A 22,027-nucleotide genomic window follows, 5' to 3' on the forward strand; every position below is an offset into this window, starting at 1 on the left:
TTCCTACTGCCTCTTGCAATACTGCTTCCCTGCACGGCTTTAACACTTAACGTCCTTGTGTTTGATAACTGGCAATCTTTGCCTTGCCCGTCATATCCCTATGCCATTGTCAATCCTTTGACAAGCTAATATCCTTAATCGGCATTTCCTACTACCTCTTGCAATACTGCTTCCCTGCACAGCTTTATCACACTCAAGCTTAGCAACACACCTCCTTGTTTAACGTCCCTGTGTTTGATAACCGACGATCCTTGCCTTACCGCCACGTCCCTATGCCATTGTCGATCCTTTGACGAGCCAATATCCTTAATCGGTACTTCCTACTACCATTTACAACACTGCTTCCCTGCACGGCTTTATCACACTCAAGCTTAGCAACACACCTCCTTGTTTAACGTCCCTGTGTTTGATAACCGACGATCCTTGCCTTACCGCCACGTCCCTATGCCGTTGTCCATCCTTTGACAATCCCTCCTTCATTAATGGGCATTTGCCATATCACTTGAAGTACTGGTTTTTAATACTCAAGTTTTGCAGCATTTGACGTCCTTGTATTACATTTTCCTGTTAAAATATGAGAATAAGTGACTTCCATGTCAACTGCTAGCATATCCTATGCCCAATTCTCATTTTGCTTCCTTGCTTGCCTATATAACTCGAAGACACATCTTGTGTTTTCTTGATAAACACTTAAATGAATAATATCCCTATCTAAGAGTAAACACTTCCTGTGTTCTTCTTCATTTAAGACTACATTGCTATCACTTATACATGGCTAGCACTCCTTGTGCCCATTGCTAAAAGAGCAAATGATATCCTTATCATTCATTACGCTCATCCTAAGCGCGGCTCTCTTTGATGCTTCCTTGCTGTCGTTCCACACTTCCTGTGTTTTATTTTTCTGCATAGATGAGAACATCCCTGTTAACTGCTAGCACATCCTGTACCCTCATCCATAGCATCCCTGCTTTTACTGCTCCTTGTATTTACCAATCAATATAGGATTGGACTTTCAACAAAAAGTGTTGAAAAATGATAAAAACTATCAAGTATCATCGAAAGCAATTCATTTTAGTTATCAAATAAAAGCTAAAGACCACTTCTATTTTATTTTCTTTATTCACTAGCTTAAAAAAACTTCGCTGCTTTTCGATAGGGTTATTTTAGGTTTTCTTCGAATAAAAAACACCGACCTTATTATGTATCTTCTTATTATCAGCATGTTTCATGTAGAACAAAATATCAGTAATACATTGAAAAAAAACATATTAAATCAAAGGTGGCGTCATTACCTCAACAAAAAAAGACCTATATCCCACAACTTTGTAGGATATGTCTTACATTCAGAGTGGCATTTACAACAAATAAGAACCACATAGAGAACAAAAAATAAACAAAAAGCTTATTTGGTTAAATAAAATACAAGTTCAGCACTTATAAAACCTTTTTTATACAGAAGTAACGGTTGATTAGGGTGAGTTAAAAGCTTTAGCATAGAAATAGAATAAGCCCTCAGGCCTTGCACTTAATACAGCACTGGCCCAAAAGTGATATGACAATATGGAGGATAGACAAAAAAATCGAGACGAATGAAATACTACAACAATAAACGGATCCATCAAGGAAAGATGGGCTGTGAACGCACATCTCTTGAAACATGACTTGATGGAAAACAGATTTGGGCAGAAAAAAATTTAGCTCAAATCTAACAGACCCTTCAAAAAACGGGCAACTGTCAGATCTGGTTTGAACTAGTACAGGGTAATCAATGGGATAAGTTTAAGATCCCTTTAGTAAAGTGATCAATTGTGATTCAAGCTCATCCTCATTCAAATCTTCTTGTGCAATAATTTCAATTCTTGAATCCATGACTTCATCAAACTCACTTAACTCCATTTCTCCCTCAACCCAGTTAATGCCTATGATCCCTTCATCAGTAATTAAGACTGCTTTCACTCTTACTGCCTTTATTGCACTAATAAATTGAAGCAAAAGAGACAAATCAAATTCATATTGAGGCGCAAAAACCCAAGCATAGGAATAATGTGCTTCAGCGAAGTGGTGCTTACACCATATACCTCGCTGATCAAACACAATATTCTTTGCATCATCAATTTCATCAAAAGCAGGAAATTGATAATGTGGAATACTACCAGACAATAGTAAACTTGGCTGGGATTGTGCTCTTGTATTTGACGCAACAGGCTCAAATTGTTTTTTTAAAGGTCGCGGTTGAGCCGACACAAAATGACAAGCATCATCCATATGCGCTAAAAGGGAAAGTGTCTCAATATCAGACTGCTCAGGCACTTTAGATGAAAACCTTAAACACTGGCTCTGCTTCAACCCCTTTTCTTGCAAAAATAGCATTAAGTTGACGAATTCATCATGGCGATATTCATCTGACTTGCTGGCCAAAATAATATCTGCAACAGCCAATTGCTGTAAAAAAGTATCATTGGTTCGATAACGACTTTCTACAACCTTGCGAGCATCCACCAAAGTAATACATGCTTGCATTGCTATCACATGTTTAAAATGTGGCTGAGTTAATGCTGTTAGCACTGCATCAGGATGACCTAACCCAGTCGGCTCAATAAGTAACCTATCGGGCTTAGCTTTAGTAATTAATTGTGTAATAGCCACCTGCATGGGGACTCCTGCAGCACAGCACATACAACCTCCGGCAACTTCTCGAATATGAACATCGGGTTGTTCCTGAGCAAGTAATGCACTATCAATACCGACATCACCAAATTCATTCACTAAAACGGCCCACCTTTCCTCCTTTGGCTTCACTAAAAATAGCTTTTTAATCAGTGATGTTTTTCCTGAGCCAAGAAAACCCGTTATGATATTGGTTGGTATTGCAGTTTGGATCATATCAATATGCCCTAAGATAATGATTCTATGAAAAAGTAAACACAGTCATATACCAATTCTATTATATAGATGATCAATTCAGAGCTTCTCAGGCTTTTCAATTCAAGGCGCATTTATGCAGTAATGGTGATTCCCTTTCAAATGAATGCAACGCTGAAGTGGAATGTCTGAGAAGCTCACTGTGTGCGGGTTTCAACATACTTTATGTGACTTAGCTGCTTTCGATATACGACTTCATGGATGAAGGAGGTAGGGCGACGTTTGAACCCAAGCCGAGAATCACTATTAGCTTCAATCATCTGCGACCACCATGGATGGTGGGACTGTCTGTTAATGCAGGAGCAATTAACGACCTTGCCTACAGCATGTTGAATTCCCGCTGAAAGATCACTTATGTAATAGAATTGGTATTACAATTAATAAGATTGACCTTTAAATTTAGATTTCGCCCCTTTTCTTCGAGCCCCTGCTTTGCTGCGATTCATTTTACCGCGTTTGTCAGTTGAGAAGCGGTATTTTTTTGTTTTTTCAAGTGCCGTATTCTCTCTATAACGAGCAGGTAAAGGCGCACCTAACTCATAACCCGGTAAAGTCACTTTCGGTAATGACTGTAAAGTAATGGCTTCAATTTCAGTTATAATGGCTTCATCTTGAGGAGAAACAAATGAAATCGCTCTGCCCTTCTCCCCTGCTCGTCCCGTTCTGCCAATGCGATGAATATAATCTTGAGGATCGTCTGGTAATTCAAGGTTAATCACTAATGGCAAAGAAGCAATATCTAAGCCACGTGCAGCAACATCCGTCGCCACCATGACACGAAGTCTGCCCGCTTTGAAACCCTTCAAAACACGATTACGTGCACCTTGTGTTTTATCACCATGAAATACGCCATTTTTTATTCCATCAAGCGTTAACTCTCGGCATAGATTATCCGCGCTTTCTTTTGTACTCACAAAAACCAAGACTTGCCGCCAATTATTACGCCCCACTAATTCTGACAGTAATTCCGTTTTACGGCGTTTATCGACTAAATAGACTTCCTGACTAATATTATCTCCCGTCGGCTGACGGGCCACATTGATCCAATGAGGTTTTGATAACATCTTTCCCGCGAGCTGTTTCACCTCATCATGATAGGTTGCCGAAAAAAATAACGTTTGATGCTGAGGTGCTAATTGCTTTTTAATCTTTTCAATATCACGAACAAATCCCATATCCAACATGCGATCGGCTTCATCGACGACAAGGTGAGCAACCTGAGAGAGGTTAACATGTTGTTGGCCAATATGATCAAATAGGCGTCCAGGTGTCGCGACTAAAAAGTCCACTCCAGACTGCAAAGCCTTACGTTGAGGATTCATATTGGCCCCACCATAGACAGCGGTCACTTTGAAAGGTAAAAACTGGCTATATTTCATAATACTCTGGCTCACTTGAATCGCAAGCTCTCGAGTCGGTGTCAATATTAACACCTTCACTCGAGACTGATGAGGCAATGCCTCATCATTAACCGATCCATTATCAAGTGCCGATTGAACCAACAACTGAAGTAAAGGTAAAGTAAATGCCGCCGTTTTACCTGTCCCAGTTTGAGCACAAGCCATCACATCATTACCTTGTAATGCTAAAGGGATCACCTCTGACTGAACCTGGGTTAATGCTTGATAACCACATTGAGAAACAGCATCGACAATTCTTGGATCTAAGCTGAGGCTAGAAAATTTCATGATAAACTCATAGGAGGGTTGTTAGGAGATAGTTGAGGCGCAAAGTTTACCAAGAAACCCCTGCTTTTAATAGCCAAAGCATGTTGCTTCCGTTAGTTTATCGCATTTTATTACCCGTATTATTGCGTGCTATGGCTCACTTTTCTCTAATTCAGTAAATTATCATGTGATAAGGTACGGTATAAATCATTCACCTTCGTGCTAAAATACTGATATATGTCCACCCAATGTCCAAGCCCAACTAAAACGCATGGATATATTCAACTAAACAAGCTGTTTATGCCAATCAATACAAAGTTTGACCAGTCAAAAATATTTACCCTGTCTATGCAAATTTATTATGAAGACACGGATTTTTCAGGTGTTGTTTATCACCCTAACTTTTTGAAGTATTTTGAACGAGCAAGAGAACATGTCATTGGCGCCAATACACTGTCCCAATTGTGGAAACAGCATCAACTGGGTTTTGCCGTTTATCGAAGCGATATGACCTGTTTTGAAGGCGTTGAATTTGCCGATGTCATTGATGTACGAACCCAGTTTTACTTTGAAAGCCAATATAGAACCCTATGGCATCAAGAAATATGGCGGCCTAACAGTAAACGAGCAGCGGTGATTGCCAATATTGAAATGGTGACTATGAATCAAGATCGCCAATTAGTCCCTATACCAGCACATGTGATGATTCAATTAGGACAAGATCCAGATTCAATACGTTGATCCCGCTCACACTTCCACTAAACAGACAGAATCAATAACCTTTTGTCGCTTTACTGTCACTTCCACAATGAAAGTGAATGATGAAAACAATAACTTCACTTTCTATACCTACCGCCAGTAAGCAAACAACCACAGATAATAGGCACTGGCATAAAATACCTGACACCTAAACCAATAAAACGGCTAATAGTCAAAAAGAAAAAATTAAAATACAATAAAGCCAATTAATTAGCTTAAAAACCTTATTGAACCCTTATCTTATTTAAGGGTATAGTATCGTTAACCTTTAGATAACAATAAACATAAAGTTAGCGTAAAAACATCACATACACTCCTTATCATTTTCTTTTGGAAATGGGATGTCCCCACGCTGAGATATTGGAATAAACGAATGAGTAAAACCTTCTCCACAGTCATACATCAAGAGATAAAACTATCACCCTCAGATGAGTTAATTTCAACCACTGACAAAAATGGAGTGATTACCTACGTCAATCAACAATTCATCGATATCTCAGGTTTTAGTCAAAATGAACTCATAGGACAAAACCACAATATTGTTCGACATCCCGATATGCCAAGTGCCGCTTTTAAAGAAATGTGGACAAAATTAAAGTCAGGGCAATCATGGAGAGGAATTGTCAAAAATAAGTGCAAAAACGGCCAGTTTTATTGGGTGGATGCTTTTGTGACGCCACTTATCGAAAATGGAGAAATTATTGGTTATCAGTCTGTTCGTATTGCTCCAAAAAGCCAATTCGTTAAAAACGCTGAAAAAATTTATTTAAAACTGAACCAAAAAAAATCCGTTTCCGATCCTATCAGCTTAACTCAAAAACGGATTCTGTCCGCTTTTAGTGCCAGTATTGGACTCCTCATTGCAGGCTATATTTGGGGATGGGGAGTCATTGTAGCGGGCATTTTACTCATGGGGATCAACTTAGCCATCTTTTACGACGAAGCTTTTCGAATCCCCTCAAAACTCATGGCAATGAAACATAACTATGACTCTATTAGTCGTTTTATTTATTGCGGCCGAGACACTTCATCCTTACTCGACTTTCAACTCATGATGAAAGATGCCAAATTACAAGGGGTGTTAGGCCGCTCTAGAGATCATGCTCAGCATATTGAAAATATTGCTGAAAAACTCGTTCTATCTACCCAACAAACCCATTCAAATCTCAATTTAGAAAACCAACAAATAGAACAAATTGCCAGTGCTATGGAAGAAATGGGCGCCTCAATAATCGAAGTCGCCAATAATGCTCAATCGACATCACTGAATATTGATGAAACCTGCCAACTTTGCTTAGATAGTCGCGATGCAATGCAAGATAATAGTAACAGTATCGATGCGCTAACAGCATCAGTCGTTGAAGCTGCAGCCAACGCACATCAGTTGAATAAAGAAGCAGAACACGTTGCTAGCGCAATGGGTGAAATTGATGCTATCGCCGAACAAACCAATCTCCTTGCACTGAATGCCGCCATTGAAGCTGCAAGAGCGGGTGAACAAGGTCGTGGCTTCGCCGTTGTTGCAGATGAAGTAAGAGCATTGTCTAGCCGAACACAAGAGTCTACCAATAGCATTTCTAAAAGTGTTGACAAAATGTTTAGTATGCTCAGTCGTTGGGCAAAACAAATGGACCAAAGTCAGTCCCAAGCACAACAATGTGCATTAGACACACAAAACTCTGCCACTAAGGTCAATACTATTTATCAATCTATGAACCATATCCATGATCTCGCTCAGCAAAATGCTGTTGCTGCAGAACAACAAAAGCAGGTCATAGGTGAAATAAACAAGAATATTTCTCAGATCAGTCAAGCCGGATTTGAAAACCTCAATGCGGTTAACATGGTCGAATCCTCTGTACTTGAGCTCAAAGTAAACGCTGAAAAAGCCAAGTCATTGAGGAAAACATTTAGTTAGCCCCTAAAAAACGTTTTGAATAATTATTCAAAACGTTTTTCTACCCAATAAAGCCAAAAACAAAAAAATAAAATTTATTAACTTATTTTCAATACTTTAAGGTGAGCGATAATCGCAGCAAACTCCTAAAGCGATATAAAATTAAGCAGCAAGCAAATATAATCACTGTATTTAACAATATAATTATTTTACATAGAAGGGATTTGGCGGTAGAGTTGCCGACTTATTTTTAAAATTGCGATAACGATTCTAAACGTTTGACTCATGTTTAAACATTGCATCAATACATGCAGGAAACACTCGCTATATGGGGTATAAAGAATGTCTACCAAAAAAACCCACAACTTAAAGACGATCCTCACTTTTATCGTTCCCTCTTTAATTGGCATATTATTGTTCATGACGCCTGTCAGTTATAATGATGCTATAACAATACCTATTGCTATTTTTGCAAAAGGGCTTGAAAGCCTCCTTGATGGTGTATTGACATCCGTTATTACCGGGATCGTTATTTTTACTGGCATCATGTCACTGATCACTAAGATTGCTCGCCCTCAATGGATCATCAAAAATGCATTCTTGCATTCCCTGTTTAATATTAGCCTTCCATGGTTAGTGATCCGCCTGCTCGGTACCGCCTTTATTATTCTCACTTTTTTCCAATTCGGTCCCGACGCTATTCGCTCTGAAAACACAGGCGCACTGGTATTAAATGACCTCTTACCCATACTTTTATGTGTGTTCTTATTTGCAGGTCTTTTATTACCCTTATTGCTTAATTTTGGCTTACTCGAACTATTTGGTAGCTTACTGACGAAAGTCATGCGCCCTATTTTTAACTTACCAGGACGCAGTGCCATTGATTGCATGGCATCTTGGCTAGGTGATGGCAGCGTTGGCATTCTACTCACCGCAAAACAATATGAATCTGGCTTTTATACCCAAAGAGAAGCAGCCATTATCGGCACAACTTTTTCCGCCGTTTCAATTACTTTTGCCTTAGTCATCATTTCACAAGTCCAACTGGAACATCTCTTCGTTCCTTTTTATCTGACGGTCTGCTTTGCAGGGATCATGGCGGCAATTATCGTCCCTAAATTACCTCCTTTATCTTGGAAAAAAGACACTTATGTCGATGGAACACCAAGACATCCGGACGATGAGGTTATTCCGGCCGATCACAGTGCCTTTTCTTGGGGAATACATTTAGCCCTCAAAAAAGCAGAAAACTCAGTGGGCGCTAAACAAACTTTTATCGATGGTTTGAAGAATTCTATCGATATGATTTTTGGTATTATCCCCGTCATTATGGGCATGGGAACCATTGCCCTTATACTCGCTGAATATACCTCTATTTTTGACTATTTAGGCATGCCCTTTATTCCATTATTGGAGCTTTTACATATCCCTGAAGCCACAGAAGCCTCAAGAACCATAGTGGTTGGTTTTGCCGATATGTTTATTCCATCGATACTCGCAGGCAGTATCGAATCTGATATGACGCGCTTTATTATTGCCGCCATGTCGGTCACTCAGCTTATTTATATGAGTGAAGTCGGTGCCTTACTCATTGGTAGCCGTATTCCCATCAATGTTCTAGAACTCTTTGCAGTGTTCATATTAAGAACATTAGTCACTTTACCCATTATTGCTGGTATCGCACATTTAATTTTTTAATCGAGATTAAAAAATAATCGACCATAAAAAAGAGCGGCCATCGCCGCTCTTTTTTATATCACTATACTTTCTTAAATCGCTTTCTTAAATCGCCCAACCACCAAAATAGAAAACCACTAACCCTAAAGTAATGATCAATACTCCCGGTTTAAGGGAGCGCCACTCTCCACTAAATAAGCGCCCGATCACCAAAGTCACAAACCCAAGCATGATGCCTGTGACAATATTACAACTTAATATGATGAATACGGCACAAGTCAGCCCTGCCATTGCATCCACTTTGTCGGTAAAATCAAGCTTAGTCACATTTGATAGCATTAATAACCCCACATACATCAATGCGGGTGCTGTCGCATAAGCAGGCACTAAATAGCTCAAAGGAGCAAGAAAAACCATCAACAAGAATAGCAAACCAACAATGGTCGCAGTGAGTCCTGTTTTTCCTCCCGCAGCAGTGCCTGCTGCTGATTCAATATAAACCGCTGCGGGTGCGCCACCAACCACACCTGCAAACATGCTGCTAACAGAATCAGAAGTTAATGCCTTAGCACCACCTTTAATATCGTCTTTCTCATCCAATAAATCAGCTTGCCCAGCGACTGCTCTAATCGTCCCTGTTGCATCAAAAATCGCTGTCATCACCAATGCAAGCACTATCGGTAATACCACAGGATTAATGGCACCCATGATATCCATTTGTCCAAATAAAGAATGCTCTGAACTAAAGTTCGGCATAGCCAATAAGCCTTGATACTGTACTTTAGGATCAAAAATAAGACCAAAAATAGATGACATAATCACCACAATTAAAATACCACCTGGTACTCCTTTGCGTTCAAGGCCAATGGTGGCTGCCAGTCCTATAACGGTTAAAATAACAGGTAAGCTATTAATATCCCCTAAAGTCACAGGTAATCCAGTATCATTTGCCACAATAAGCTGCACACTATTCGTCGCGATAAGGAGTAAAAATAGACCAATACCTATCCCCGTCCCATGAGCGATGCCTTTTGGCAAGTTACTCAACACCCACTGACGTGCTCCCGTAATACTGGCCAATGTAAATACCACCCCCATTAAGAAGATCGCACCTAAAGTCACAGGAATAGAAATCCCCTGCCCTAACACCATACTAAAAGCAGTAAAAGCCGTTAGTGAAATGGCACATCCAATCGCCATAGGTAAATTAGCCCAAAGCCCCATTAAAAGAGAACCAAAAGCGGCGATTAAACAAGTCGCAATAAAAACAGCTGCGGGATCAAAACCCGCACTGCCAAGCATATTAGGTACAACAATCACAGAATAAACCATCGCCAGAAAAGTCGTCAGCCCGGCTATCATTTCTTGACGTACAGTACTGCCCCTATCGCTAATCTTAAAATAACGATCTAACAATGTCCCTAATGGCGCTGTGCTCGTGGTTAGCGTCTGCTCAGACTTCATGTGATTATAACCTTAGATTTAATAGGAAGGAGATCAATAGATATCATTAGAAAGCTAAAATCACTCCTAGTAACTTATTGTTAATTTGAATAATATTTTCAAAGTCTATCTTCAAAAGACAGTTTTAAAAGCGGCTAGTTTACAGGATATGATGAATGTTAAATAGGTATGTTAGGCTTTCTATTAACCCTCAAATTAAAAAACAGAAATCCATATTTACAGCATATAAAAACAAGCTAAATTGATCATTTAGCTTGTTAAGCAAAAATTAAAACCCCCTTTATTTGAGTAAGTTTTTAAGGGTCGCGATAAAAAACTCGATATCTTTGCGGCTCACATCTCGATGTAATACTAACCTTAACGTTGTATTTTCAGTCACTAAAATACCTTTTTCTTTCAGCTGGCTCACTAGGTTTTTGACATCGAGATCCCCAAGCACCTTAGCAAATACCATATTGGTTTGAACCAAAGACAGATCCACTTCAAAGCCTTCTAACTGTGCCAATTCCTTAGCAAGATAGGTAGCATTATCATGATCTTCTGCTAATCTTTCCACTTGTTCGGTAATCGCAAGCTGAGCCGCAGCAGCGAGAATACCCGCTTGGCGCATTCCACCACCTAGCATTTTTCTCCAACGACGCGCTTTCTTAATTAAAAATGGATCCCCTAATAAAATAGATCCAACCGGCGCGCACAAACCTTTAGATAAGCAGATAGAAACCGAGTCAAAATACTGAGTAATCTGGCTAATTTCAATATTTTGTGCCACAGCAGCATTAGCGACACGCGCACCATCAAGATGCATTTTTAATCCATGATTAAAGGCAAGGGTTTGTGCACTTGCTAAATAGGATTGAGGCAACACTTTTCCGCCAATCGTATTTTCAAGACTCAGCAAACGTGTTTGAGCAAAATGCACATCATCGGGTTTTATCGCTGCTTCAATATCAGACAATAATAAGCTGCCATCAATTTGATTCATTAGGGGTTGAGGCTGAATACTCCCTAATACCGCAGCACCTCCACCTTCAAACTTATAATTATGCGCTTGCTGCCCACATAAGTATTCATCACCTCGTTCGCAGTGAGACATTAATGCAAGTAGGTTTGCTTGAGTACCAGAAGAAGTAAATAATGCAGCATCAAAACCAAAACGCTCTGCAGACATGGCCTCCAACGCATTAACGGTAGGATCATCACCATATACATCATCTCCCACTTCAGCATTCGCCATTGCCGCTCGCATGGCCTTTGTTGGCCTTGTTACCGTATCACTACGAAAATCGATCATTTCAACCTCATTAAAAATTATCTCAATGACATAATAAAATACAGGGTATTGCAAAAAACCAAAACGTAAATCAATATCGGCGGTCTCAAAAACCTGATTTTACCCACTGCAACACCGAAAAAGAATAAAATAAAGCCAACACGAAACAACCATGAAACTAAAATGATAACAGTTAGTGACAAAATAAGACTTATTAAGTAAAAACTGATTTATAAACATCCTCTTAATATGCTTATCATTCTATCCATGCTAATAAAAAAACACTCTAATCAAAATACACTAAGGCGACACTGATTTTTTATTCATTCACTCCCTTAGGTTCTCAAGTCATTTGAAACTGTGTATTTTGCTTTAACTATGTCATATACCCAATTAAAAATAATGGCGTATACAAAAAAGAATGCAAAGAACGCAGCTTCCAACAAAAAGGCCGACATCATACTTATTGATAAAACAAAAGCGACAACCGGCAAGGTCAATACAATTAAACCCATTTCAAAGCCGCAGGAGTGAAAAATACGTAATAGCAGTGTGCGATTAAGTCTATCGTAACCAAACTTCCAATCAAATATAAGGTTGTAAATATAATTCCATATGACTGCAAATAAACTCAGTCCCACCATAACCAAAGACATTGCCATACTGCCTTCATTCGTCAATAAATAAGAAGCAGGAATTAAAATCAATAAAGCAATAGATTCAAATAATACGGCATGGAAAACTCGACTCTTAATCATTCAAATAGCGCTCTTTTGCCTAACAAGTTGCCATTATTATCTAACACAAATACAATTATAAAAAGTTAGATACCATCACTTTTACTGATATGCCAACACTTGAGCAACTTAACGCATTTATCGCCACTGTCGAAGCAGGCTCCTTTTCGGCTGCAGCAAGAAAGTTAGGAAAAGTTCAATCAGCAGTGAGCCAACATATTTCAAATATGGAAGCAGATATAAACCATGCATTATTTCATCGATCAGGTCGATACCCCACGCTGACTAAACAAGGTCAACAATTGCTGCCACAAGCTAAAGCGGTCATTGCTCAACACGAGAGGTTATCCTTACAGATCCAATCTCTTGATTCTGTTGTCAACACTAGACTGACACTGGCTATTGATGAAGGGATCCCTTATACAAGACTCAGTGATACTTTAGAAAAAATAGCATCACTGTATCCTCAGATACATATTGAGATTTTATGTGCATCAAGCAAAGATATTGTCGAACTCGTTAAGCACAAACGAGCAACGGCAGGGATCATTTATAACGATGAGTTATACCCTGAGCATGTTGATTTTGAATCATTAGGTTCAGTACTCTTTGATATTTTTGTCAGCCCGGCACACCCACTCGCTCAAACCCATTCTCCTCATGTTGATATGTTAAAATTGCACCGACAATTAGTCATTGGCTCAAAAAACACTACATATATTAATGCATTATCACCGGATATTTGGCAGGCAGATAATTATTATATGCTATTGGAATTAACAAAATCAGGACTAGGATGGAGCTTCTTACCCCAACATTTATCAAAAGAAGCCCTAATGAATAAGCAAATTTGCAAGCTACCCATTGCATTTAATCAGCTGGGCTGGCAAGCCAATGTCGATATTATTCAACATAAAAGTGCTAGTGAGGATCTCATCAATCAGCAATTAAGACAACTACTCAAAACACTTCTTGCAAAATAATCATGCCCATTAACATTAATGGGCATGATTCACGGGTATAAAAGTATCATTTAGGAGGATAAGTTTTAAATAATGCGGCAACAGCCTGATTAACAGCTTCTGTTCTTGCCTGTGGCGATGTTTCCTGACGGATAGTGTCTTCTGCCGAACCACGCCAAATCAATTGATGGGTTTTATTATCTATCATATCAACAATTAATGTACCCACATTATATTCACGTACCGTGGTTTGCCCGCCAGCCATACCGCCCCATCCTGGACCAAAATAAGGGTGATAACCGTAGTAAGTATTAAAAGTATTCACATTGAATCGCTTATTGACTTTTGTCAGATAATTAATAAGTACATCGGCATCATTGGTATTCGTCAAGGTCAAACCTTTTAATCTTAATTGCTGCGCAATCGCCATACGCACTCTTTGATCCATTAATCCATCAAGATGATAAGCTGAATCTCCCATTCTCTTTTGGACCCAAGCATAGGTTTTTACCTGGCTAAAATCAAAACTGGGATTATAATCAGAATTGGTTTTTAACGTACTACAGGCACTCAGGGCAAATAACGCCAAAACAACGATTAGCTTCTTCATAGTCTCTCCATTAACAATGAAATATGATTGGTAATGATCCATAAAACAGTTTTGTTATTACCGATAACTCGATACATTTAGCATAGATTCAAAATCAGGGGTTTACAAACTCATAAGCCAATCATTTAAGTAAAAATAAGACAAAAGAATCCCATTTATAAATTGACTTATTTAAAATGCTAAATGATAATAATTATCAATTTCAACAATAAGGATGACTAGAATGTACTGGCTAATTTTAGGTTTCGTAGTGGTAAGCGCGATTATTGTCTTACTGCCACAGAATATGTCACTTGCCATTGCCGATGATCCCAAATTATCCAGTAAGAAAATAACCCATTTTATGCTACTTTTATTACCCATAATGGTGTTAGCTTGGCTATTGATCACCTTGATCAATGGCAATAACACGCATTTTGGTGCCACCGCCATCGGTTTTGTCCTCACTGCCTGCACAGTCGCCATACCAAGACTGCATAAACTGATACTTCCGGCCGCTATGCTAACAGCCCTTTGTTTTATCATGGAATCTATTTCTTAAGCCGCTATAAATAGTATAAGCAAATACCATTGGCAGTATTCACATTGGCAATATTCAATAGCCCCATTCACCAATTAATTTATATTTAAAAAATCGATATTAACTTCCTTCAAAAAATCACATCAATTCATGCAATAATGCCGATCAAACAGTAAAATGTTAAAAAATCATATTGAAGCTTACTTAATTTTGGTAAACTGAGTAGTAGAACCCTTAGCGCATTTATTTTTATGAAATTCGATCCTAATTCAAATTTAGTTTATAGCACAGATACAGGCAGGATCTCCCCCAGCCAAGTAGAGAAAGTCATTCCAGAAGGGGATGGGATCATTCGTATTCATAAAGAAAGTAAAGGGCGTAAAGGTAAAGGAGTATCCGTCATAAAAGGGTTAGCGCTGGATGAAAAAAACCTTAAAACCTTGGCACAGAAACTCAAGAAACAGTGTGGCTGTGGCGGAACCGTTAAGGATTTCAATATTGAAATACAAACAGATAACCGAGAATTATTAAAAAGCTTACTGGAAAAATTAAACTACACGGTTAAATTAGCAGGAGGTTAACCCCTCCTTCCACAGCTGATGGCTTTTAGGAGCACAAAGATGGACAGCTTACAAAATCACTTTTTAATCGCCATGCCATCCCTCAAAGAAACTTATTTTGAGCGTTCGGTCATTTACCTTTGCGAACATAATAAGAAAGGGGCAATGGGCATTATCATTAATCGGCCAAGTCCGATCCTATTAGATGAGTTATTACTCCAAATCAATGCCAAAGAAGATGATCACTCACACAATAATCCAGAGCAGAAAATACTGATCGGTGGGCCCGTCACCCCCGAAAGAGGCTTTGTTTTGCATTCCAGTAAAACTGGCTGGAAACAAAGTAAAACCCTTAACGATGAACTCATGTTAACCACATCACAAGACATACTCACCTCACTAGGCTCCAAAAATGCACCCAAAGAATTTATTGTGGCACTGGGAGCTTCTGTTTGGGATAGGGGTCAATTAGAGCAAGAAATAGCAGAAAATTCATGGTTAAGCATTCCCGCGAATAACACATTATTATTTGATGTCGATTATGATTTACGTTGGCAACATGCCACCCAACCTCTTGGGTTTGATGCATGGCAATTATCAAATCAAATCGGTCACGCATAACTAATCACCCATTAGGACGTTATTAATGGATTCACAAACAGTTTTAGGCTTTGATTTTGGTACAAAAAGTATCGGTATTGCTGTAGGCCAATCACTGACAGCTAGCGCAAGACCCTTAACCTCGATAAAAGCAGAAGATGGGATCCCACGTTGGGAGCAAATCGGTGAGCTCATTGCAGAGTGGAAACCCGATGTTATTGTTGTAGGCTTACCTCTTAATATGGATGGTACTGAACAAGAGTTGACAAAACGCGCTAAAAAGTTCGGCAACCGTATTCGAGGACGCTTTGAAATCAATGTTGAATTTCAAGATGAAAGATTAACCACTGCCGATGCAAAAGCCCGATTATTTGATATGGGGGGCTATAAGGCCCTCACTAAAGGGCAAGTGGATGCCATGTCCGCGGTACTCATCACCGAAAGTTATTTTGAAAATCAGTACCAATAAGCTCAAACTCAAGGGCTTTCACTATTCTGTGTCAGTGATCCGTGAACCTTAAAGAGATTCGTTCACGGGTTTCTCTAAACAACGGCAAACATTATTTTAAATAAGGCCTCACAAGATTTGCCATCATTTGAATATGTAAGTCATCATCATTTAATGCGCTAATATAACGATAGCGCTCTCCACCTGCTTCCTCAAAAATCAAACGATTCTCTTCCTCGATTTCTTCTAAGGTTTCTAAACAATCACTACTAAAAGCTGGACACACTACGGCTATATCTTTAACACCTTGTGTTGGCAAAGCCTCCATTGTGGCATCCGTATAAGGCGATAACCATTTCGCCTTACCAAAACGGGATTGAAACGTTGACATATAGTCAGTTTCGCTTAAACCGAGTTTTTCAACGAGCAATTGAGTCGTCTGTATGCAAAAACAATAATAAGGATCCCCCAACTTTAAATTCCGCTCAGGCATACCATGATAAGATAAAATTAATTTCTGAGGGCGCCCATTCAGTTCAAAATCCCGAGTAATGGATTCTGCCAGAGCATGAATAAAATCTGGATGGGTATGATAACCATTAATAAAGTGCAGTGAAGGCACAAAACGCCAATGTGATAACTCTTTAGCAATGGCATCAAATGCAGATGCTGTTGTTGGCGCGGCATACTGAGGGTAGAGAGGCAACACAACCAGTTTATCCACGCCTTCATTATGCATTTTCTGTAATGTGGTACTCACCGATGGCGAGCCATAACGCATACAAAAATCAACAACCACATCATCATCTAACTGCTTTGTTAACTTGAGCGTTTGCTTTTGAGTTATCGCCATCAATGGCGAGCCGAGTTTAGTCCAAATTTGTTGGTATAAAGCTGCCGACTTGGCTGGCCTAATTCTCAAAATAATCCCATGAAGAATAAGCATCCAAACTAATTTAGGAATTTCCACCACTCTAGGATCAGACAAAAATTCGGCTAAGTAACGCCTCACAGCCGATGTAGTTGGTTCATCAGGCGTGCCTAAATTCACAAGTAAAACACCGGTTTTACCACGAGACATATGCCCTTTATCTTTACTTAATCCTATATACTTAGCCAAATTTGCCTCTTAATGACTCATAACCAATAAGTGTCCTATTAAAGCATAAAATAACAATAATGATGATAAAATTTATTACAGAGTAAGAAGTCTGCTCACTTGCTCGATATTGATTGCTCATAACTTATACTTTCAGTTAACGTTTAAGCGCCTCTTTTGAGCCGAACCCTCTATTTAACTTCTCAGGTAGTTTAGATATAGACAACTTTGAAAACGATGAGCCTCCGGCTCTCAATGGTAATCAAAATATTAGTTTTATTAGCGCAGGTTTTGTTACCATTGAAATACATGATGTACCCAATAATCAAGTTTCGTAATTTGGAAAGTATCCATCGGCGGAATGTCTCTTGATAATACTCAAGCGGTCAGCTTCACTAGTGTCGATGTCAGTAGAACAGTCATCACACCCGATCCATTAAACATTATTTATGCTAATCCTGGCACAGCTGGAAGTATTACCGTTTCACTGTTTCAGGCTGATGATTCTCTCGTTGGGCACGGCGGGCATACTGTCAGTTTTACAGGCACTTACTTAGATGTTAATTTTATTACACATGATGACACAATTGACAATAGCGACGGTACCTACACAGCGACTTTTACTTGCCGTGGAAGCTATCCAAACAATGCAAATATCACGGCACATATTGATGGAATTGAAAGTGTGACTTTTCAAATAGATTGCGATTAACCATAAAATAATATCAATCCAAATCTAAAGTGACATTATCCAATGTATGAGTGAATGTGTTTTTTTCATTTGCGTTTAATTTAATCATTAAACGTAAATCATTTGCTGAATCAGCATAATGTAATGCATTATCATAGGAAATGTCCCCCCTGTGATATAATTGAAATAGTGCCTGATCAAAAGTCTGCATACCTTGCTCATTGGATTTCGACATAGTCTCTTTTAATAAATGCAATTCGTTTTTGGCAATTAAGCTCGATACTCTTGGCGTATTGATGAGTATTTCAATGGCAGCCAGTCTTCCTTCATCATTACAACTTGGCACTAATTGCTGAGCCACTATTGCACGTAAATTAAGCGATAAATCAAATAACAACTGTTGATGCTTGTTTTCAGGCACTAAATGCATAATACGATCTAAGGCTTGATTGGCATTATTGGCATGTAAAGTCGCCATACATAAATGACCGGTTTCGGCAAAGGATAGTGCAAACTCCATCGTCTCCATCGTTCGAATTTCACCTATTAAAATGACATCAGGCGCCTGCCTAAGGGCACTTTTTAACGCAGCATCAAACGTGAGACTATCAACACCAATTTCTCTTTGCGTGATCATAGATTGTCCATGCTCATGCACAAATTCCACAGGATCTTCTAACGTAAGAATATGCCCTCTAGAATGTTGATTACGATAATTAACCAGTGCCGCTTGGGAGGTAGACTTTCCCGTACCTGTCCCGCCCACCATAATAAAAAGCCCACGCTGACTCATCACTAGCTCTTTAAGTATCTTAGGAAGCTTTAAGTCATCCACATCGGGAATATGGGTTTCAATGCGCCTTATTACACACCCTGGCGCTTCTTTTTGCCAAAATGCGCTGACTCGAAAACGGCCCACATCAGGCAAAGAAAACGCGAAGTTTGCTTCACGAGTCTGATGAAATGTCTCTTTTTGCTCAATATTCATCAAAGCTTCCACAAAAGATAATGCATCATCTTTTGAAAACTTATCTTGAGACAGTGGCCTTAGCTCACCTGCTATTTTTGCACTAGGAGCAAAACAAGCTGAAATAAATAAATCTGACGCTTTTGTATCCACCATTTTAGTTAATAGCGATTCAATATCCATCTTTAAGACTCCATTATCTATGCAGACATAACAAAGATCCCTTAAAATTTCGGTTCAACATAAATCTTTATGATTTCAGTTAATTATGCTGACCGACATAGGACAAAAACCTTTAAAGTTTCGGCTTAACATACATCTTCATGACTTCAGTTAATTATGCTGACCGACATAGGACAAAAACCTTTAAAGTTTCGGCTTAACATACATCTTCATGACTTCGATTAGTTATGCAGGCATAACTAAGAACCTTTAAAATTTCGCGCTAGTATTAACACTTTTCTTCTCTGCATCTTCGCGAGTTATCACTCCGTGATTAAGCAATTCTTGCAAACATTGATCTAGCGTCTGCATACCATGAGTCATGCCCGTTTGAATAGCGGAATACATTTGCGGAATTTTATCCTCACGAATAAGATTACGAATAGCTGGCGTCGCCATCATAATCTCATGAGCGGCCACTCTTCCTCCTTCAATTTTTTTTATCAAGGTCTGAGAAATCACCGCTTGTAGAGACTCAGATAACATAGTGCGCACCATAGACTTCTCTCCTTCTGGAAACACGTCCACTATCCTATCAATGGTTTTAGCCGCCGATGTTGTATGCAAGGTGCCAAAAACCAAATGCCCTGTCTCAGCCGCCGTCATGGCTAAACGTATGGTTTCAAGATCTCGCATTTCTCCAACCAAAATAACATCGGGATCTTCACGCAATGCACTGCGCAGCGCCGCATTAAAACTATGAGTATCACGATGAACTTCTCTTTGATTAATAAGGCAGTTTTTATTTTTATGCACAAATTCAATTGGGTCTTCTATGGTCAAAATATGTTCATGCCGATTGTCGTTAATGTAATCGATTAATGCTGCAAGCGTGGTACTCTTTCCTGATCCCGTTGGCCCAGTCACTAAAACTAATCCCCTTGAAAAACTAGCCACTTTGATGAAAATATCAGGGGCATGTAATTGCTCTAAACTTAAAATGTCATTAGGAATAGTACGAAATACCGCTCCAGCGCCTCTTGCATGATGAAACGCATTGACTCTAAATCGAGCCAATTCAGGCACATCAAAAGAAAAATCAACTTCAAGATCAGTCTCAAAGGCTAATCGCTGTTTATCGTTCATAATGTCATAAACCAGTTGATGCACTGTTTCATGATCAAATACGGGAAGATTAATCTTTCTGACTTCGCCATCGACGCGTATCATAGGAGAAACATTCGCTGAAAGGTGGAGATCAGACGCATTATGCTTCACGCTAAACGCTAATAATTCTGTAATATCCATATTTCTTCAAATATCCATATTAAAGTTGAACACAATGACCAGCATTAAAAATAAACTTAAAGACTCTCAAAAAAGGATAGCTCAAGCAGCCAAAAACGTATCCCGTAAAACGCAAGAAATAAACTTACTTGCCGTCAGTAAGACAAAGCCTGTCAGTGATATTGTTGAAGCTTATCAGGCTGGTCAGCGCTTATTTGGTGAAAATTATGTCCAAGAAGCAGAAACAAAAATACGCGCTTTAAAAGAAACCTATGATGATATCCAATGGCACTTTATCGGACCATTGCAATCCAATAAAACCAAAACAGTGAGTCAACTCTTCGATTGGGTGCATACAATCGATAGAGAAAAAATTGCCACCCGCTTAAGTGAGCAGCGCCCACATACCCTTCCTCCCCTTAACGTTTGTATTCAAGTCAATATCGGCAAAGAAATCACTAAATCAGGTGTGCAATGCGATGAAATTATCACGCTTGCTCAACATATTAATACACTGCCCAATATTCAATTACGAGGACTGATGGCCATCCCTTCAGCCAATGTAAATGAACAAAAAGCCCGTTTAGAATTAGCCCAATTACACGCCTCTTTTATTGCTCTAAAACAGCTTTATCCGCAAATAGACACCCTATCTGTAGGCATGAGCCAAGATCTAGAGCTAGCCATCAAATACGGTTCAACTATGGTGCGCATAGGTACAGCGATTTTCGGTGCCAGAACCAATAAAAAGGAAACATAAAAGCAATTTTATCAAATCAACACAAAAACAGTGGTAAAATACAGCCAAGATGGGTAAAAATACCTTTTTAGCCAGTATGCTAATAACATCATTGGTGAGCCATTCAGCCATTAAATAGTGAAAGAGAGAAACCATGTCTCAAAAAAGTGTTTGTTTTATTGGTGCGGGAAATATGACACGCAGCATTGTTAGTGGGCTCATTAACAGTGGATATGCACCAAAACTAATTAATGTCACCAACCCAAGTCAGCCTAAACTCGATGCTATGGCAACAGATTTTGGCGTTCATACCTTTCAAAATAATCTTGAAGGGGCAAAACGTGCTGAGATTATTGTATTAAGCGTTAAGCCTCAGCTCATGCAACAGGTCTGCGAACAATTAAGCGCTTTAGACTTAAAGGGCAAACTCATTATGACTATTGCTGCTGGGATCACTGCCAAGCGCTATAGTGACTACCTCAAACAGCCCATAAAACTTATTCGTACTATGCCCAATACCCCCACACAGATAGGCATGGGATTAACAGGGCTTTTTGCCTGTGAGGGCGTATCATACGAACATAAAAGACTCGCAGAACAGCTCATGCAGACTGGCGGAGAAATTATCTGGGTTGATAAAGAACAAGAGCTCAACGATGTCATTGCCCTTGCAGGAAGCTCCCCAGCGTATTTTTTCTTGTTCATGGAAGCTATGGTTGAAAGCGCTGTCAAAAAAGGAGTGAATGAAAATAAAGCCAGACAAATGGCACAGCAAGCAGCCTTAGGTGCAGCGGAAATGGTCAAACACAACAGTGAGATCAGCTTGGCTCAATTGCGGTTAAATGTCACCTCTAAAGGCGGCACAACAGCACAAGCTATCGACACCTTTGAAAAAGGGAATTTAAGAGGCCTAGTTGATAATGCCATGACAAACTGTATTGCTCGAGCCGAAGAAATGTCCGAACAATTCTAACTTATCCACTTTTTAC

At 39.3% G+C, this 22,027-nt stretch carries 20 protein-coding genes and 1 pseudogene; 12 read left to right on the forward strand and 9 right to left on the reverse strand.

All coding sequences use genetic code 11. The annotated features are described in order from the left end of the window. Positions 1-1,542: 1,542 nt before the first annotated feature. Positions 1,543-1,661: pseudogene (locus tag Q0791_RS10955) on the forward strand (IS481 family transposase); the annotation flags it as partial. Between the two features lie 118 nt (positions 1,662-1,779). Here Q0791_RS10955 and Q0791_RS10960 read toward each other — a convergent pair. Both Q0791_RS10960 and Q0791_RS10965 read right to left on the reverse strand, forming a co-directional pair. Then, complete coding sequence (locus tag Q0791_RS10960) at positions 1,780-2,883, reverse strand: GTP-binding protein (RefSeq protein WP_299006022.1); 1,104 nt, start codon at positions 2,881-2,883, stop codon at positions 1,780-1,782. 416 nt (positions 2,884-3,299) lie between these two features. After that, positions 3,300-4,610, reverse strand: coding sequence for a DEAD/DEAH box helicase (locus Q0791_RS10965; protein ID WP_299006024.1), 1,311 nt, complete (start codon positions 4,608-4,610; stop codon positions 3,300-3,302). Positions 4,611-4,889: 279 nt separating this feature from the next. On the opposite strand from Q0791_RS10965, the gene Q0791_RS10970 reads away from it, so the two are divergent. The 3 genes from Q0791_RS10970 to Q0791_RS10980 all read left to right on the forward strand — a co-directional run bounded on the left by Q0791_RS10970 (position 4,890) and on the right by Q0791_RS10980 (position 8,943). Next, positions 4,890-5,330 carry a thioesterase family protein gene (locus Q0791_RS10970; protein WP_299006027.1) on the forward strand — a complete coding sequence of 147 codons (441 nt, stop codon included), beginning with the start codon at positions 4,890-4,892 and terminating at the stop codon, positions 5,328-5,330. Between the two features lie 391 nt (positions 5,331-5,721). Continuing rightward, a complete protein-coding gene (locus Q0791_RS10975) occupies positions 5,722-7,266 on the forward strand; it encodes a methyl-accepting chemotaxis protein (protein WP_299006030.1) in 1,545 nt (514 codons plus the stop codon). Positions 7,267-7,587: 321 nt separating this feature from the next. Further along, positions 7,588-8,943 carry a YjiH family protein gene (locus Q0791_RS10980; RefSeq protein ID WP_299006032.1) on the forward strand — a complete coding sequence of 452 codons (1,356 nt, stop codon included), beginning with the start codon at positions 7,588-7,590 and terminating at the stop codon, positions 8,941-8,943. An 84-nt stretch (positions 8,944-9,027) separates the two neighbouring features. On the opposite strand, the gene Q0791_RS10985 is transcribed toward Q0791_RS10980, so the two are convergent. The 3 genes from Q0791_RS10985 to Q0791_RS10995 form a co-directional block, all read right to left on the reverse strand. Continuing rightward, complete coding sequence (locus tag Q0791_RS10985; RefSeq protein ID WP_299006035.1) at positions 9,028-10,386, reverse strand: NCS2 family permease; 1,359 nt, start codon at positions 10,384-10,386, stop codon at positions 9,028-9,030. Positions 10,387-10,666: 280 nt separating this feature from the next. After that, on the reverse strand, positions 10,667-11,677 hold the full coding sequence (gene ltaE, locus Q0791_RS10990; RefSeq protein ID WP_299006038.1) for a low-specificity L-threonine aldolase: 1,011 nt from the start codon (positions 11,675-11,677) through the stop codon (positions 10,667-10,669). A gap of 314 nt (positions 11,678-11,991) precedes the next feature. Continuing rightward, positions 11,992-12,414, reverse strand: coding sequence for a PACE efflux transporter (locus Q0791_RS10995; RefSeq protein ID WP_299006040.1), 423 nt, complete (start codon positions 12,412-12,414; stop codon positions 11,992-11,994). Positions 12,415-12,503: 89 nt separating this feature from the next. Here Q0791_RS10995 and Q0791_RS11000 point away from each other — a divergent pair, with 89 nt between their 5' ends. Beyond that, on the forward strand, positions 12,504-13,376 hold the full coding sequence (locus tag Q0791_RS11000) for a LysR family transcriptional regulator (RefSeq protein ID WP_299006043.1): 873 nt from the start codon (positions 12,504-12,506) through the stop codon (positions 13,374-13,376). Positions 13,377-13,422: 46 nt separating this feature from the next. Here the strand turns inward: Q0791_RS11000 and Q0791_RS11005 are convergent, their stop codons facing one another. Next, positions 13,423-13,965 carry a DUF4136 domain-containing protein gene (locus Q0791_RS11005; protein WP_299006047.1) on the reverse strand — a complete coding sequence of 181 codons (543 nt, stop codon included), beginning with the start codon at positions 13,963-13,965 and terminating at the stop codon, positions 13,423-13,425. A 223-nt stretch (positions 13,966-14,188) separates the two neighbouring features. Here Q0791_RS11005 and Q0791_RS11010 point away from each other — a divergent pair, with 223 nt between their 5' ends. The 4 genes from Q0791_RS11010 to ruvX all read left to right on the forward strand — a co-directional run bounded on the left by Q0791_RS11010 (position 14,189) and on the right by ruvX (position 16,114). Beyond that, positions 14,189-14,506: a hypothetical protein gene (locus tag Q0791_RS11010; RefSeq protein WP_299006050.1), complete on the forward strand. Its 318-nt coding sequence runs from the start codon at positions 14,189-14,191 to the stop codon at positions 14,504-14,506. Positions 14,507-14,736: 230 nt separating this feature from the next. Continuing rightward, positions 14,737-15,066 (forward strand): stress response translation initiation inhibitor YciH, encoded by a 330-nt coding sequence (yciH, locus tag Q0791_RS11015; protein ID WP_299006052.1) that lies wholly within the window; start codon positions 14,737-14,739, stop codon positions 15,064-15,066. Between the two features lie 39 nt (positions 15,067-15,105). Continuing rightward, positions 15,106-15,666, forward strand: coding sequence for a YqgE/AlgH family protein (locus Q0791_RS11020; protein WP_299006055.1), 561 nt, complete (start codon positions 15,106-15,108; stop codon positions 15,664-15,666). Positions 15,667-15,691: 25 nt separating this feature from the next. Continuing rightward, positions 15,692-16,114, forward strand: a complete 423-nt coding sequence (gene ruvX, locus Q0791_RS11025; RefSeq protein WP_299006058.1) for a Holliday junction resolvase RuvX — start codon at positions 15,692-15,694, stop codon at positions 16,112-16,114. A 91-nt stretch (positions 16,115-16,205) separates the two neighbouring features. Here ruvX and hemH read toward each other — a convergent pair whose 3' ends face one another. After that, the gene (hemH, locus tag Q0791_RS11030; protein ID WP_299006061.1) at positions 16,206-17,213 is read right to left on the reverse strand and encodes a ferrochelatase; all 1,008 of its coding nucleotides are present in this window, start codon (positions 17,211-17,213) and stop codon (positions 16,206-16,208) included. A 340-nt stretch (positions 17,214-17,553) separates the two neighbouring features. On the opposite strand from hemH, the gene Q0791_RS11035 reads away from it, so the two are divergent. After that, on the forward strand, positions 17,554-17,904 hold the full coding sequence (locus tag Q0791_RS11035) for an invasin domain 3-containing protein (RefSeq protein ID WP_299006064.1): 351 nt from the start codon (positions 17,554-17,556) through the stop codon (positions 17,902-17,904). Positions 17,905-17,917: 13 nt separating this feature from the next. On the opposite strand, the gene Q0791_RS11040 is transcribed toward Q0791_RS11035, so the two are convergent. Continuing rightward, a complete protein-coding gene (locus Q0791_RS11040; protein WP_299006067.1) occupies positions 17,918-19,033 on the reverse strand; it encodes a PilT/PilU family type 4a pilus ATPase in 1,116 nt (371 codons plus the stop codon). Between the two features lie 249 nt (positions 19,034-19,282). Beyond that, on the reverse strand, positions 19,283-20,320 hold the full coding sequence (locus tag Q0791_RS11045; RefSeq protein WP_299006070.1) for a type IV pilus twitching motility protein PilT: 1,038 nt from the start codon (positions 20,318-20,320) through the stop codon (positions 19,283-19,285). A 34-nt stretch (positions 20,321-20,354) separates the two neighbouring features. Between Q0791_RS11045 and Q0791_RS11050 the strand changes: the two genes are divergently transcribed. Both Q0791_RS11050 and proC read left to right on the forward strand, forming a co-directional pair. Beyond that, positions 20,355-21,059 (forward strand): YggS family pyridoxal phosphate-dependent enzyme, encoded by a 705-nt coding sequence (locus Q0791_RS11050; protein WP_299006073.1) that lies wholly within the window; start codon positions 20,355-20,357, stop codon positions 21,057-21,059. Between the two features lie 133 nt (positions 21,060-21,192). Continuing rightward, entirely contained in the window at positions 21,193-22,011 is an 819-nt protein-coding gene (proC, locus tag Q0791_RS11055) for a pyrroline-5-carboxylate reductase (protein ID WP_299006076.1), read from the forward strand. Positions 22,012-22,027 lie beyond the last annotated feature (16 nt).

The sequence above is a fragment of the uncultured Shewanella sp. genome (genome assembly GCF_947495455.1).
Lineage (GTDB): Bacteria > Pseudomonadota > Gammaproteobacteria > Enterobacterales > Shewanellaceae > Shewanella.